Annotated in this window: 11 protein-coding genes and 1 riboswitch; of the genes, 3 read left to right on the plus strand and 8 right to left on the minus strand. The window is 28.3% G+C overall.

All coding sequences use genetic code 11. The features are described 5' to 3' along the window. A complete protein-coding gene (locus tag JJC02_13065; protein UDN53826.1) occupies window positions 1-669 on the minus strand; it encodes a hypothetical protein in 669 nt (222 codons plus the stop codon). Between the two features lie 384 nt (window positions 670-1053). Between JJC02_13065 and JJC02_13070 the strand changes: the two genes are divergently transcribed. Next, entirely contained in the window at window positions 1054-3078 is a 2025-nt protein-coding gene (locus JJC02_13070; GenBank protein ID UDN53827.1) for a sigma 54-interacting transcriptional regulator, read from the plus strand. A gap of 154 nt (window positions 3079-3232) precedes the next feature. Here the strand turns inward: JJC02_13070 and JJC02_13075 are convergent, their stop codons facing one another. The 3 genes from JJC02_13075 to JJC02_13085 all read right to left on the minus strand — a co-directional run bounded on the left by JJC02_13075 (window position 3233) and on the right by JJC02_13085 (window position 6681). Next, window positions 3233-4420, minus strand: a complete 1188-nt coding sequence (locus JJC02_13075) for a DUF3798 domain-containing protein (protein ID UDN53828.1) — start codon at window positions 4418-4420, stop codon at window positions 3233-3235. 196 nt (window positions 4421-4616) lie between these two features. Beyond that, a complete protein-coding gene (gene brnQ / locus JJC02_13080; GenBank protein ID UDN56426.1) occupies window positions 4617-5888 on the minus strand; it encodes a branched-chain amino acid transport system II carrier protein in 1272 nt (423 codons plus the stop codon). 139 nt (window positions 5889-6027) lie between these two features. Continuing rightward, window positions 6028-6681 (minus strand): pentapeptide repeat-containing protein, encoded by a 654-nt coding sequence (locus tag JJC02_13085; protein ID UDN53829.1) that lies wholly within the window; start codon window positions 6679-6681, stop codon window positions 6028-6030. A gap of 331 nt (window positions 6682-7012) precedes the next feature. Then, window positions 7013-7114, plus strand: a riboswitch (purine riboswitch). 71 nt (window positions 7115-7185) lie between these two features. Between JJC02_13085 and JJC02_13090 the strand changes: the two genes are divergently transcribed. Beyond that, complete coding sequence (locus JJC02_13090) at window positions 7186-8529, plus strand: NCS2 family permease (protein UDN53830.1); 1344 nt, start codon at window positions 7186-7188, stop codon at window positions 8527-8529. A 154-nt stretch (window positions 8530-8683) separates the two neighbouring features. Continuing rightward, window positions 8684-10048 (plus strand): amidohydrolase, encoded by a 1365-nt coding sequence (locus JJC02_13095; protein UDN53831.1) that lies wholly within the window; start codon window positions 8684-8686, stop codon window positions 10046-10048. 192 nt (window positions 10049-10240) lie between these two features. Here the strand turns inward: JJC02_13095 and JJC02_13100 are convergent, their stop codons facing one another. The 4 genes from JJC02_13100 to galE all read right to left on the minus strand — a co-directional run bounded on the left by JJC02_13100 (window position 10241) and on the right by galE (window position 16658). After that, a complete protein-coding gene (locus tag JJC02_13100) occupies window positions 10241-12103 on the minus strand; it encodes an HIRAN domain-containing protein (GenBank protein ID UDN53832.1) in 1863 nt (620 codons plus the stop codon). Between the two features lie 483 nt (window positions 12104-12586). After that, window positions 12587-13450 carry a DUF3800 domain-containing protein gene (locus tag JJC02_13105; protein ID UDN53833.1) on the minus strand — a complete coding sequence of 288 codons (864 nt, stop codon included), beginning with the start codon at window positions 13448-13450 and terminating at the stop codon, window positions 12587-12589. A 154-nt stretch (window positions 13451-13604) separates the two neighbouring features. Continuing rightward, complete coding sequence (locus JJC02_13110; GenBank protein UDN53834.1) at window positions 13605-15539, minus strand: cell wall-binding protein Cwp22; 1935 nt, start codon at window positions 15537-15539, stop codon at window positions 13605-13607. A 105-nt stretch (window positions 15540-15644) separates the two neighbouring features. Beyond that, window positions 15645-16658: a UDP-glucose 4-epimerase GalE gene (galE, locus tag JJC02_13115; GenBank protein UDN53835.1), complete on the minus strand. Its 1014-nt coding sequence runs from the start codon at window positions 16656-16658 to the stop codon at window positions 15645-15647. Window positions 16659-16662: the final 4 nt, after the last annotated feature.

Genomic DNA, 16662 nt, shown 5'->3' on the forward strand with positions numbered 1-16662 from the left:
TTAAGCTTCCCCCTTGTCAAATTTATTTAAATATAATCTAAGTAAGTTTGCCCCAACAAATTTCATAATTAATATTAAAGCAAGTGGTATAAATATTGGTACATCTCCTATAAATGGAAATAATGCTGCTCCAGAGGCAAAGAAATTTGTTATTGCAGATGCACCTGAAAATTGAAATGCACAAAATACAGCCTTTTGTTTTTCATCTATATATCCATCATCCTTAAGTTCTTTGGTCATAGATGCAGCTGCATCTGTAGATTGCAGACTAGCTATTAAAGTTAGCCCTGCAAATCCAGGTAATCCTAATAATGGTTTTAATAGTGGACTAAGAAGTTTTTGAGCTGCCTTCATTCCATCTAGATGGTCTATAACTCTAACTACTCCAAGTGCAAACATAACTGATGGTATTAGTGTCAATGCATATAACCACCCATCTCTAGGACCAGTACCTCCATCTCCTCTAAAGTTTGCAGCCAATGTACCTACACCATCATTAACGGTTCCTAGCGTTCCAAAAGAACCCAATACATTGTTAAAGTCCAATACCTTTAATGGACCTGGTGCATCTTTAAATATTCCTGAAAAAAATAATGCACCCAATATTAATGCTACGTATCCATACCATTTTACCTCTACTTTTTCTGTTGTTGATTCCAATTTGCTCATGTAAATTCTCCCTCCTATTTGAATAAAATTTATTAGTACATTTATTCAATAAGCAAAACTTGTGCCAATACTTTAATGATAAGGGTTTTTTATTTATATTTTTACTGTAAATTTATTCCAATAATCAAATAACTTATAATTACTAACTTCTTAAATTTATAAGTAGATTATTTTTTTTGTTACTTACCAATATAAACCTCACAATACAGAAAATCACCTTACTTATCTTTCAAAATACACTTATAAATAGGTTTTTATAGGATAAAAGCCTAAAAAAACCTATTATTTAATCAAATCTCTAAATTTATTCTATTATTTGTTGTATAATATAACTTATCTTATACTTTAAAGAAAAATAAATACTACTTTTCGGGGAGAAACAAAATGGACAAAAAAAAATTAATTCTTATAACATATGATAAATTAAACAGTGACCACTACAAAGAAGAGTTGATAAGCTTTTTTGGAGATGAAATAATCATAGAAACACAAAATATACTTGATGGTATAAAAGAAAATTTAGAGGGAGATGTAGTTCTTTCTCTATCACCTTTAACTAGTAATTTTTTAATAAAGCATTTTAAAGAAGACATTGAAATTATTCATGGAGCTAAAGCACTTTCAAAACTTGGCTATGAAAAAATGATGCAATTACCTCCAGGTACAAAATCATTGCTTATGACCACCAATAAAACTTCAGCATTTGAGATGGCTACTTATCTATATAAAATTGGAATAAATCATATAGATTTTGTACCAACATATCCAGATTGTGACGAAATATATGATTTAGATACAGCCATAACACCAGGTCAGATTAGATTTATACCAAAATACATAAAAAATATTGTTGATTTAGGATGGAGAAAAATTTCATTGGATACATATATGTCACTATTAGTGGTACTAAAGCTAAAAAACGAGAAATTCATAGAAAAATTATACAAATTATCTAAAGAGACACTAAGTCATGACTTCTTGAATACGTCATTAGATAATATATCTAAATTAAAAACTATACTTTACATGACTATTGATGAAATAGGTGACGGTCTAATATTTTTTAATACCTTTAACAAAGTTACTTTTGTAAATAAATCTTTGCTTAGTATGTTGGAACTAGATAAAAAACTTATAAAATCTCCCTCCTTAATGGAATATCTGCCAAAGAGTTTCTTAGATAAAATTACAAAGAATTTAAATATAGATAATATGATTATATACATAGATGAAATAGATAAAAAATTCATACTTTCTAAAAAACCATTTTATCTTTATAAAAATATAGAGGGTTGCTTAATTACATTAAAGGATGTGAACAATATAGAAATATTGGAACAGAAAATAAGAAGTGATTCTGTTAAAAGAGGTTATGTAGCTAAATATAAATTTAATAATATCATTGGAAACAGTGCTATTATAAAAGATTGTATTAAAAAAGCAAAAAAAATGGCTCTCACAGATAATCCTGTATTAATAACAGGTGAAACAGGGACGGGCAAAGAAGCTTTTACTCAATCAATACACAATCATTCAAATAGAAAAAATAAACCTTTTGTAGCAATAAATTGTGCTTCATTACCAAGTGAATTACTTGAAAGTGAACTATTTGGATATGAAGATGGTTCTTTTACTGGGGCAAAAAAAGGAGGAAAAAAAGGATTATTTGAATTAGCCCATACTGGCACTATATTTTTAGATGAGATAGGAGACATGCCACATAATTTGCAGGTTAAACTTTTAAGAGTCTTACAAGAAAAAGAAATCAGAAAGATTGGTGGTACAAGTATCATTCCAATTGATGTGAGAATATTAGCTGCCACAAATAAAGATTTAGAAAAATTAATTATAGAAAATAAATTTAGGATGGATTTATTTTATAGAATAAGTATGTTCACTTTAGATTTACCTCCTCTTAGAAACAGATTAGAAGATATACCTCTTCTTTTAGAATCATTTTTAAAAGAACTTCCCTATAAAAACATCAAGCTCGATAAAAGTCTTTTAGAAGCTCTAAATTCATACACTTGGATGGGTAATACTAGAGAACTAAGAAATTGTATTGAATATATGGCTTACATGGGCTCTAATTATCTTACAATAAATGATTTGCCACAAAATATAGCTTCAAAATTAAATAATCATCATCTGTCAAATGATGTATCTATATTCAATGATTTAAGTCAATATGACAAAAACATATGTATTTCTATCCTAAAATCATTGTACATGAAACCAATGGGAAGAACAAAGCTAATGAAATTTATGGAATATAATGTTACAGAATATGAAGTAAGAAATATGCTAGAATATTTAACACTCAATGGATACTTAATTTCTGGTAAAGGAAGAAAGGGTTCATCTATAACTGAAAAAAGCATAAAAATAATAGAAAATAATATAATTTAAATCTATAGTAATTCATCTTTACTTTATCAAATTTTATATCTATAATTATAAGGTTTTATTTTTCTATAAATTTTTTTAGAAAAGAATAAAACTTACTTATATCAGAAAAAGCTATGAAATTAGCATTTTATTACTAATTTCATAGCTTTTAATATTAATAAATTAATTGATTTAAGATTATTGACTGATAATTATAAAGTACGTCTGTTAAAGGTGTAAATTCTGAACCAATTCCAAATTTTAATTCTGCAAATGCCTCTAAATAGTCTGGGTCACATACATCTTCTTGCGTTAAGTCTTGCTTTACCATTTCAGTAGCAAGATAAATTGCTAGTGATTGTATAAAAGCATCCGTTGGCATAGGATATCCGCCAAGTCTATTTGACATACCAAAAGCCTTAGCCTTTTCACTTATCATATCGTTTATTTTATCATAATTTTGAGCATCTTTTTTAGATATTTTTAAGCCCATAACACTAGGATACGTTTGTATTGGTGATGGATTACTTTGCTCTGCAACTATATACTTTAATTCTAAAGCCTTAGTCAATATAACTTCATCCATATACTCATTTACACCAAATACATTTATATCTTTTCCATATTTTTTAACTTGTTTTTCAATATCTTCATTTAAAAACTGCTTGACTTTGTTTATATCTTCTTCAGTGTTTATATTTGGTGTATTAACTTGTACAAATTGCAACCCTATATTTTTACAAGTATCCTTAATCTTTTCTAGTCTTTTAGCTATATTAGCATCTTTCAAGTCATCCGTAGAAACATAATGAATAAAAGCTTTTGCTCCCATTTCTTTTGAACGTTCAGCTAATACCTTTCCTCTTTCTTCTGTATCAATTCCTAAGTTTACATCAACATATTGGCTTAATTGGTTTTTGTCATCTCCCATAGGTGCAGAAATAGTTATTATTTCTGGGCGCTTTTCCTTTACCTTTTGTAAAGCAGGCAAAAGCCCTGCTTGGTCAGTTGATACTACAATCGCCTGAATTTCTTCATCATCAGCCAACTTTACTATCTTATTTATAGAACTATCTATATTAGAAGTAAAATTTGATGGTAATACAACATGTTTTATAGTTTGTTTAACTTTAGATTCACCATCTTTTTCTTTATCAATTTCATTAGCTTCCTCATATTCTTTTACCATATCTTCTACCATATTGTATTGTACTTTATTTTCAGATAATGGTTGAGTTACTACCGCAACTTTAAAGTCATCTATAATTTTCTTTTTATCTTTCTTACCTGCAAGCAAACTACAGCCTGTAAGTCCAATGATTAAACATATGGATAGCATAAATGCTGTTATTTTTCTAAGCATTAGTTAAAACCTCCTAAATTTGTACTTTCTTATCACTATTACTAATTTTATCATACTTCAAAGAAAAATTATATTATAAAAAATTATATGCATACTATTCTAATCCAATCTAAAAAGTACTATGGGTAGGTTTTAATTAAACCTAGCCATAGTACTAAAAAATTATATATTATAAAATTAAATTAATTACAAATTATTATGCTATTTGTTTATTGCTTTTTATAAAGTTACCAACTATTCCACCCAATATAGCTGGTACTACCCAGTTAAAGCCCAAACCCGCAAATGGTAAGATTTGCATAAATGGAATATTTCCTGTCATTCCATTTACAGCTGATAATACGCTAACCACTAACGTAACATATGCTGCACCTTTAAATGCATTGTCATTTTTTATACTCTTGCCAGCCAACTCCATGATAACTATTGCTAATAAAACAGGATATATAGTTTGTAAGATTGGAACTGATATCGCAATTATAGAGTCAACACCTAAATTTGATATAACCATACTAGCCACACATATACCTATAACTAGTTGTTTATAAGTTGCTTTACTTATTCCTTCAAAATAATTTGAAATCGATGCTGTTAGACCTGTAGAAGTAGTCAAACAAGCAAGTGCTACAATTATACCTAAAATTATCTTTCCAGTCTGACCATACAATAGTATACTGGTTATCTCAACTAATAAAGATGCTTGAGGTATGCTAGTATCATATATAGTTGAAACTGTTGCTCCTAGATAAGCAAGACCACCATATACTATTGCTAAAAATATGCAAGCTATAAAACCAGCTTTAATAGTCATACCTATTTGGTCTTTATCTGATGTATATCCTTTACCTATTATAGACATTAGCATTATTGTAGCCATAGATGCTGCACCTAGGGCATCCATTGTCTGATAACCTTGTGCTATACCTTCACCAAATAGATTTTTATCTATCATATGCTCTGGACTCATAGGTCCTGCTGGAGAAATTATACCTTTTACTATTAAAACAAATAATACTAATAATAACGCTGGAGTCAAATATTTACCTATTATGTCTATAACCTTAGAAGACCTAATAGTAAATGCTAAAGTTAATCCAAAAAATATTACTGAAAATACTGCTTTAGCTACTGTACCATGGTCTCCAAATATAGGTATAATACCCATTTCATATGTTGTTGCACAAGTTCTTGGTATAACAAGAAGTGCTAAACATGCTAGAGCAGCTACACTCATTACTCTCGCTAAGCCTTTACCAGCTCTCCTAAGTACATCATCCATGCTTCCCTTACATCGTGCAGTTGCTATAATAACAAGCATTGTTATACCAGCATCCGCAACAACAAAGCCAACAAGAGGAATTAACCAGTCTTTACCGGATTCCATTCCTAGAAATGGAGGGAACATAAGATTTCCTGCACCAAAGAACATAGAAAATAAAGCAAAACCAACTATAAAAATATCTCTCATCTGCTTACTCACACTAAATTACCCCCTTTGAAAATATTTTGAATATTAAGATAATCTTACTTTATTTTCAGAAAAATGTCAATCTAGTAAAAATTCATACATTGTTAACGTTTTCCCAATATATTTTGTGAATTTTTTTTCATTTTATAATAATTCCCATCAATTTCGTTAAATCAATTGCTTGTGACACATCAAAAATTGCTCCTCTAATATCATTTATCCCAACCTCAAATCCTTCAATATTATTAGTAGCAAAATCTACACCAGAAAGTTTAGTTCCATTAAAGTTTGATTTTTTTAAGTTTGTATATTCTAATACTAAATTGTCGCTTTTTACTTCTTGGAATACAGAACTTTCAAAATTTGAATCTAAAATAGAAACTATCTTAAATTTAGAGAACGAAAAGTTAGAATACTTGCCTAAAACATCCTTGAACAAAACGTTTTTAAGTATACAATCATCGAATCTAACTCCTATCAATTTACTATTTTTAAATTCAACTCTATATACACTTCCTCCATCAAAAAATGTATTTGATAAATTACAGTTTTCAAATACCACATCCAGTAAATCAATCTTTTTTAAGTTGCAATTCTCAAAAGATACATTTCTAAATATACAAGATTCAAAGCTAACTCTTACAGAATCTAAATCACTTATAACTTTATTTTCTATAATTTTATTAAATATTTTTTCATCATTAAATATATCTTCAATCATATCCTCAATATTTTCAATAGTTTCTAATTCTCCTGTAAATTTAGGTTTTTGTACTTTAATAATTTTAGTCATTTTCCCCTCCACTATAAATTATATTATTTTTGACATTATTTTTTTTAATATATTAACTTAATATATGTATATTTGATATATTAAAAAGTTTTTACGAAATATCCGTGTATTCAATACTTTTATAATTATATCACAAACTTATTTATAGTAAACTTCCATTAATAGTATAAAATATTATAAACATAATGGACACTATACACATACACATTTTATTATTGAAAATAATAATTTCTGATAGTAAATATCCTTAAATTTTTATAAAATTGACAAAAAAACGAATAATTTTATTATATTTATTGTAAATAATACAATATTACGATATAATACAACAGAAAAACAAATAGAAAATATTCATATAATATTAGTAATATGGTCTAATAGTTTCTACAAGCCTACCTTAAATGGGTTTTCTATGAATAGAATGTCAACTTTGAATATATATTCTATTCTATCTATATGAATATATATTTTTTGTTTATATCTTAAAGTTTTTTGGAGGTAAAAATGGTACCAAATACTAAAAACGTACAACCAGATGGAAATAATTCATCATTAAGCTTTTTAGACAAAATGTTTAAATTTAGCGAACGTGGCTCTAACCTTAAAACAGAGGTGATAGGTGGAGTTACTACATTCTTAACAATGGCATACATAGTTTTTGTAAATCCAGCAATATTATCTGAGACTGGAATGGATAAAGCCGCACTTATAACAGTTACTATACTAGCTACAGCTATTGGTACACTTATATTTGCACTTTTAGGAAATGCACCATTTGCTCTAGCACCTGGTATGGGATTAAATGCATTTTTCACATACTCTTTGGTTATAGGGGCGGGAATCTCATGGCAAACAGGTCTTGGGGTAGTGTTTTTATCTGGATGTGTATTCTTTACACTCGCAGTAACAGGTCTTCGAAAGACAATTGCAGACGCAATTCCTAGAGAACTAGCAGTAGCATCTTCGGCAGGTATAGGACTTTTCCTTGCTTTTGTTGGTTTAAAAAATATGGGTGTTATAATAGCAAATCCAGATACTATAGTTTCACTTGCAGATTTTACACCGACAGTTTTAATAGCTCTTTTTGCTCTTATCTTAATGGCAATACTAGAATATAAAAAAGTTAAAGGTGGAATATTGATAAGTATAGTAGTTGCAACAATACTATCTATTATATTTGGATTTGTAGATTTACCAACAGCTATAATTTCAGCACCACCTAGTATAGCACCAATTGCTTTTAAATTAGATATTGTAGGTGCATTGAAATTCTCATTAATTGGACCTATATTCTCTTTCATGTTTATAGACATGTTTGATTCATTAGCATTTCTTATTACTTGCTGTAAACAAATGGGTCTTGAGGATGAAAATGGCGAAATAAAAGATTTAGGAAAAATGTTATATGCAGACGTTTCTTCTACTTTAATAGGTTCATTCTTAGGAACTAGTACAGTTACAACATTTGGAGAATCTGCTTCTGGTATCGCAGCAGGTGCAAGAACTGGACTTGCTTCAATAGTAACAGCAGCATTATTCTTAGCTACACTTATATTTACACCATTACTTGGCATAGTTCCTACTTATGCTGCGTCACCTGCACTTGTTATGGTTGGTGTATTCATGTTTGAAAGCATAAAACAAATTGACTTTGCCGATAGCAAAATAGCAGTACCTGCTTTTGTTACAGTTTTGTTGATGCCTTTAACTTATAGTATAAGTATTGGTTTATGCTTTGGATTTATTTCATATATAATAATGCATGTTGTAGCTAAAGAAACTGATAAAATCAGTATTACACTTTGGGTTATAGGTTTACTTGCAGTTATAAACTTAGTTCTAAGTTAATATTTTAAATTCTATAGAATAAAATCTTATTTATTTTAAATTTATAAATAGCAAAATCAAATTATATATAAATTGATTTTGCTATTAACTTTGTATAGAAAATCTATTATCATAATATATAGATATAAAAATACATAGAAAAGGAGTGGTATTTATGTCACAATTACTTATAAAAAATGCATATCTAATTACTATGAATGCAGATAGAGAGGTGTATGAAAATGGAAATATACTTATTGAAAATAATATTATAAAAAAAGTTGGCAAATTTGATATTAATATTGCAGATAAAGATGCTGAGATATACGATGCTAAAGGAAAAATACTAATGCCAGGACTAGTCAATACACATGTTCACTTATCTCAACAATTAGGACGTGGTCTTGCAGATGATGTTGTACTTTTAACTTGGCTTAGAGAAAGAATCTGGCCATATGAAAGTAGCTTCAATTATGAGGATTCATTGATTTCATCTACTGCATGTTGTGTTGAATTAATAAAATCTGGTGTTACTACATTTTTAGAATCTGGTGGTCAATATGTAGATGCTATGGTTGAAGCTGTTGACAAAACTGGGCTTAGAGCATGTTTAGCTAAATCAGTTATGGATACAGGAGATGGTCTTCCTGAGGCATGGCAAAAAACTACTGATGAGGAAATCAATACTCAATTGGACTTATTTCATAAATTTAATAATACATCTAATGAGAGAATTAAAATATGGTTTGCATTAAGAACTATTTTTAATACAACTGAAGAATTACTTGTTAGGACTAAACAGTTAGCTGACAAGTACAATACAGGTATACATATGCATATCGCCGAAATAGCCGATGAAATTTCATTTGTAAAACAAAACAATGGAGTTGGAACAGTTGAATATCTTGATAGATTAGGTGTGCTAGGACCAAATCTTTTAGCTGCTCACACAGTTTGGCTTACTCATAAAGAAATTGATTTATTTAGATTACATGATGTAAAAGTCTCTCATGACCCTGGTTCAGCTATGAAGGTGGTTCTAGGTTTTGCATCAATTCCTGAAATGTTAGAAAAAGGAATACCTGTTTCAATTGGCACTGATGGAGCACCTTCAAATAACAGAATGGACCTTATGAGAGACATGTATTTGACTTCATTAATACATAAAGGTAGAACTTTAAACCCAACAGTCGTCCCAGCTGAAGAAGTATTGGAAATGGCTACTATAAATGGAGCAAAATGTGCTTTATTAGAAAAAGAAATTGGTAGTCTTGAAGTAGGAAAAAAAGCTGACATGATTATTCTAAATCCAGATACAATTCATTGTTTACCAATGCACAATCCAATTGGAAATATAGTTTATTCTATGACTAGTGAAAACGTAGACTCTACTATTTGTGACGGTAAATGGTTGATGAAGGAAGGAAAAGTATTAGTTGTAGATGAAGCTGAATTATTAAATAAAGTTAAGGAACAAGCTTCTAAAATAAAAGATAAGGCAGAAGTTAAAATTCCATCTAAATTTAAAATCATAAAATAATATAAATTTCAATTGTTTTGTAAATATGAATACATAAGTATATTTATGCATCATATATACAAAACAATTTTTTATTTTCTCTTCATTAGCTTTGTTCATAAAACTTAAGGTATTTAAATTTTTCTACATTTCAACCAAATAGTACCAGATATTATTGTTTACAACCTAATTTATAAACAATTTATAAAAGTCTTAGTTTATAAGTTTTATTTTACTTTTATCTAAAATCATCTTTAGAGAGTTTTCAACCGTTTCAATTACATCTTTATAACTCAAATACACATTTGCATAAATATAATCTTCATACAAATTATATTCAGTTACTCTACAATATAATAGTTTTCCTCCATCTAATAAATTGCTCAAAATATAGTTTTCTTTTCTTGGAACATAACCTATTACATATCCAGTTTCGCCAACTATTTTAATAGCTTTTTCATCATATAAATTATCTTTCTCTCTAGTTAAATAGTACATATTACTCTTCTCCAATTCTTTTTCAAGACATTCTCTATTTCTAAATATTGAACCAGCAACATCTATTGAAGTTAAATAGATATCCTTACCATGAGCATCTACTTTTATTTTTTCAATATTTACAAATTCTTTCTTTAAATTATTACTTTCATATAATACTCTTCTCAATTCATCCTTCAATATGACATTTTTTTCTTTTTCGTAGGCTTCTTTAACTATCTTTAATTCTTCAATAGATAACTTCTCTCTATATCTTTTTAAAATATTTATGGATTCTTTTCTTACCTCATTTATATTTCCAAATATTCCTTTTAAAGATATATTCTTTCCTTCAGGATATAGTGATTTACTACCTTTAAGCACAATAAAAAATAACATATCATCATAATACTCTTGAGTTAATTTATCTTTTTCTATATCTTCCATTTTCCCAATTAAATTATCTATTTTAAATGTCTTTTCAAAAAAATTTAATAATTTTAATCTAGAACTTGTCACTCCCTTTTTAGATATATGCCAATATACCTCAAAATCTCTAATGTCTCTACTCAAATACGGCAACAAATCATCAAAAGACAAATTTACATCATAAATTTCTGACAATCTTATCATATCTTCTGTTTTTCCACTAGCATCTCTTAATGCTTTAAAATATGTATTTTTCCATTTTTCACTAAGTAAAATATTATTCATTTCTTTTTCAAACTCAACCTTATTGCACTCTATACTTTCATCTTTTAAGATATTTATAGCTATTAAAAAAATCGAATATAAACTTTCAAAGTTAGTTCCATAATTCACTACAATCGGTAAAAATTGATTTACTAGTTCTAATTTATTTCCTATGTATTTAAATTCTACACTTAGCAAATAGTTACATATAAGATATGCCAAATTATTTATCTTTTCTTCATCTAAATCTCGCTTTTCAAGATATTCATTCAAATCGACAATAGAAATAATATAATTCATCAATAATTGTTCATATTTTGTATCTTTATAACCATCTTCAATTAGATAGGAATTTATCTTAGAATCCAAATTTTCCATATTAATAATAGCAAATACTTTTATTGAACCTGTAGCCTTTTTAGATAAATTAAATAGATATGTATTGTAAAATTCAAGCCTTTTAATAGTATTACTCAAATAAAATATGTATTCTCCAGATTTAGAAAATGTATCTACAACTTCTCTTAAGTTTTCTACATCTAGATATTTCTCACTTAAAACTAACCCAAGTTTGACATACTCAACTTTTTTACTTTTATATATTAATTCTTTAGTTAATTTATATAACCATTTCTCATCAATAATCATTTCTTTTGCCAAAGTATTTATCTTTTTCATAAAAATTTCAAAATAGCAAATTAAATCCTTAGTATTATTCTCCAACAAATAGATTTCATTAGATTCACTTCTATACATATTTAAAATTCCATCCACTAGATTATTTGCAAGATTTACTTGTTTTCTTAAAGGTATATTTTCATATATACATAGGTAATTCATTTCAAATGATTCTTTGTATCCATCATAACCTTTAACTTCCTGCAATTGCTTAAAAACATTATCCACTAATTTCTCCTCCCTTACATGATGTAATTTATATTGATTATACTACTTATTTCGTCAAGTTTACATTTCTATGCAAAAAAATATTACTAGAAATTTAAATTCTAGTAATATTAATTATGTAAATACCCTATCTTCTAACAGTAAATAATATCCTTATTAGTTTTAATTTTAATTATTTTTAATATAAACCTATTCTAAATTTAAAATTGTTTATCAAATTCAGTTAATTTTACAATTATTTCTTCATAAATTTCTTTTACTATCTTATTATATGTATTGATAATATACATTTGTATATAGAAGTATCTCCTCCTTTATTTTTTATAAAATAAAAAAATCTATACTCTTAAAAGTATAGATTCCTAACTGACAGTCGGCATCCGAGTCTCAGTAATTATCGTTATATAACAGCAACTGAATTCAGTTCCTGAATAACTAATCTACTTATATAATAACAGATTTTTTAAAACTTGTCAACTCTATCTACCGCATTTTTTCAAGCCATGGCCCAACAGGCTCTATAAGAGGAACTTCTTTAAATCCCCAATTTCTTATATCATTCGCACTAGTTGGAGTGTATATTTTATTTCTTACAGATTTAAATATTTTATTTTTTTCTCCATATTGAATACACTTTGGATTAGCTTCTATTAACCCTCTTCTTGCCCTGCTAAGAGGATTACATAAAATATCTGCTATTTCTAAACCTTCTCTATAATATGCATCTTCTTTTTTAGCAATTATAAAACCCTTAATCTTATCTCTTAATTCTTCATCTATATCTAAGTATATTGTTCCATTATTAAACACATCAAAAAATGCCTTTTGTACTTTTAAGTTTGAAACATCATCCCTTGATTCTATAACTATTCTTGCAGATTCTACAGTTTCATTATTTACAAACGAATAAAAATTCTGAAGAACATGTATAAAAGCCACGACATATGGTTCCTTTGAAGGTACATAATATTTCTTTAATCTAGCTTTATCTACTGTTACTGATATTATAGTACATTCTAGTCTAGATAGAAATAAAGGCAACTCATCATAGAATAACTTAATCTGTAAATCGTCAAACTTTTCAAATGCTCTTGATTTTCTTGATATATCTGTCAAATGTATTCCTATGTTGCTAGTTCCAAAACAGTGTTCTTTAAATGCATCCATTTCTTTCCTTAAAGAACAAGTACAATCTCCTTGACTCACTGCATATTTATACTCAAAAATTACTCCTGTCAATGTAAATGGCTCTTCATGATTTATATCAGCTCTTCCACTTTCATCAATAAACATTATATATTTTTTCTTTATAATCTTACTCACCTTCTTAACATATGATGATACCATCTATATTTATTTTATATGAGTTTTAAAAATATTCCAAGATTTTTATATAGCTTAAACTTAATTTTACACTAAAAAATTGAGATGTAAAACAATCAATCTTCTATCGATTGACTTTCACATCTCAATTATAATTATTTTTCAATATATGGTTTTACTATTTTCCAAGAATATCTATTAATTTATCCATTACTATATAAGATACTCCTCCTCCTATTTGATAAGGAGTTTCAACTTTTTTATTTGCAAAGACTCTTTGTTGCTCTGATGATAGTCCTGAATTATCCATTAAAACTATTGGTGAATGTAATCTTACGGCTAATGGTCCAGCTGATAGGGCATCTACTAAAGCATCTGATTTACTAACTAATACAGCCTGTAAATCAGTATCTTCATAGAATTTTTCTATTACTTTAGCATTAGTATCTACTCTACTATCTCCATATATTCTATTTCCTGAAATATCTTCAGTAGTTATCTCATTCATTTTTGCTATTGCTGAATCACTAATTGCACTTGGTCCACCTATAAAGTATGCATTTTCTAATTTTCTTTCTGTTAGCCATATATAAGATTCTTCTGTAATTCCATCTTTATTAACTAATATTATAGGTTGCTTTTCTTCTCCAGCTTTAGAAGCTACAGATAAAGCATCAGCTTCTCCATTTCCAGAAACCATATAAGCAGTTTTTATTTCTTCTCGATTTCCAAGTTCTTTAGCTATTCTTATAGCAGTTTGATATCTATCTTGACCTGCTATTCTCTTTGTTTCTGTATTGAAAGTAGTTTTTATTTCTTGCTCTAGTTTAGAACTTATTGCGCTTTCTCCACCTATCAAGATTACTGTTTTAGGTGCCAATAACTTCATTTCTTCAACAGTTTCAGCTGGTAACTCATCTGTATTAGTAAGTAGTATTGTTGAATTATAACTACTTGCTAAAGGCGTTGCTGTTATACCATCAGCTATTGCATTACCATTTACTAGTATTACAGCATCTGAACTATCAACATTCCAGTTTCCAACTGAACTTATCTTCTTAGCTGTATCAAATCTATTTGTCCCTATAATTGTGTCCCATGTAGGATTTATAGTTCCATCTTCATTAAAAGTATAATCTTTTCCATCTATTTTTTGAGTATCAGTTAGCATCTTTCCATCTTTATCTAAATAGTAAGATTTACCTTCTATTTGTTGCCATCCTGTCTGCATTACTCCTGTTTTATCAAAGTAATACTTATTACCATCTATTTCTTGCCATCCTGTTACTGATAGACCGTCATCTCCTAGATAGTATTTATTTCCATTCTTTTCCTGCCATCCTGTTTGCATTACTCCATCTGAATTAAAGTAATAAGTTTTTCCATCTATTACCTTCCATCCAGATACTCTTACCCCATCAGTTCCTAAGTAATATTTTTTGTTATTAATTGTTTTCCATCCTGTTTGCATTACTCCTGAATTATCAAAATAATACATTTTTCCATTTACTTTTAACCAACTATTCTTTTGGTATGTTCCATCAGATTTTACATAATACTTCTTGCCATTTTCTGTTTTCCATCCTGTTTGGTTTAAATTTATCTTATATTTTGCTGCTATCTTTACATAACTGTCATTACTATAATCTATAATTACATCTGAACCCACAGGAACTTGGTCAAATAACCATCTAACTTCTTTATTATGCATTCTTATACATCCACCAGAAATATGCTTTCCTATAGAACTCTCATTATTATTTCCATGTATTCCATATGTATCTCCATAAGTTCCTTTTAATGCTAATCCCATCCATCTATCTCCTAATGGATTTCTTGGGCTTCCTCCAGGTATATTCCCTTTATAATATGGTCTATTTTTTATCTTGTTAACTACTCTTGTTTTTCCTGTTGGTGTTTCTGACCCCTTTTTACCCGTTGCAACTTTAAATTCTTTTACAAGTTTACTATTTACAAAGTATCCTAAAGTATTTTTTCTTGAGTTTACTATAATCACATGTTTGCTAGCTGCGTTTGATTCTGGTACTCCACATGCAAATACTAAAACTAAAGTCATTACTAGTACTAAATACCTTTTTAGACTTTTTTTCACTATAACTTCCCCCTCTTTTAGAAACATTACTACATGTGTCTAATTATAACATAAAACTACCAATACCTTATATTTACAAATTTGTTACATTTATACATATATATTCTATTCCTCATATCCATTTGGATTCATGCTTTGCCATCTCCAAGAATCCTGACACATCTCTTCAAGTTCATATTTAGCTTTCCATCCAAGTTCTTTTTCTGCCTTTGATGAATCTGCATAACACATAGCTACATCTCCAGCTCTTCTTCCGACAATCTTATATGGTATCTCTTTTCCACTTGCCTTAGAAAATGCTTTTACTAAATCAAGAACACTATATCCCTTTCCAGTACCTAAATTATAAACAACAAGCCCTGGATGTTCTTCTAGTTTTTGTAGTGCTTTTACATGACCAGCGGCTAAATCCAATACATGTATATAGTCTCTAACTCCAGTTCCATCATGTGTTGGATAATCATTTCCATACACACTTAATTCTTTTAATTTACCTACTGCTATTTTTGTTATATAAGGCATTAGATTACTTGGAACTCCATTTGGTTCTTCACCTATTCTACCACTTTTATGGGCACCAACTGGATTAAAGTATCTTAAAAGAGCTATATCCAATGACTTATCTGCTTTTGATATATCTACTAACATCTGCTCTACCATAAGTTTAGTTCTTCCATATGGATTAGTTACAGAAAGTGGGAAATCCTCTAATATAGGACAAGTATGTGGGTCTCCATATACAGTAGCTGAAGAACTAAATACAAATTTTTTAACACCATACTCTCTCATTAATTCAAATAAATTTAATGTACTTATTAGATTATTGCTATAATATTCAATTGGTTTTTCTACTGATTCACCAACTGCCTTTAAAGCTGCAAAATGTATAATTGATTCAATATTATTTTCTTTAAATACAACATGCATTTCATTTTTATTTCTAATATCAATATTATAAAATTTTACTGGTTTTTTAGATAATTCTTTAATTCTATCAACCACTACTGAGTTGCTATTACTTAAGTTATCAACTATAACAACTTCATAACCTGATTCTAAAAGTTCTATTGCTGTATGGCTTCCTATATATCCTGCTCCTCCAGCTACTAAAACTGCCATTGTA

The sequence above is a fragment of the Clostridioides sp. ES-S-0054-01 genome (assembly GCA_021561035.1).
Lineage (GTDB): Bacteria > Bacillota > Clostridia > Peptostreptococcales > Peptostreptococcaceae > Clostridioides.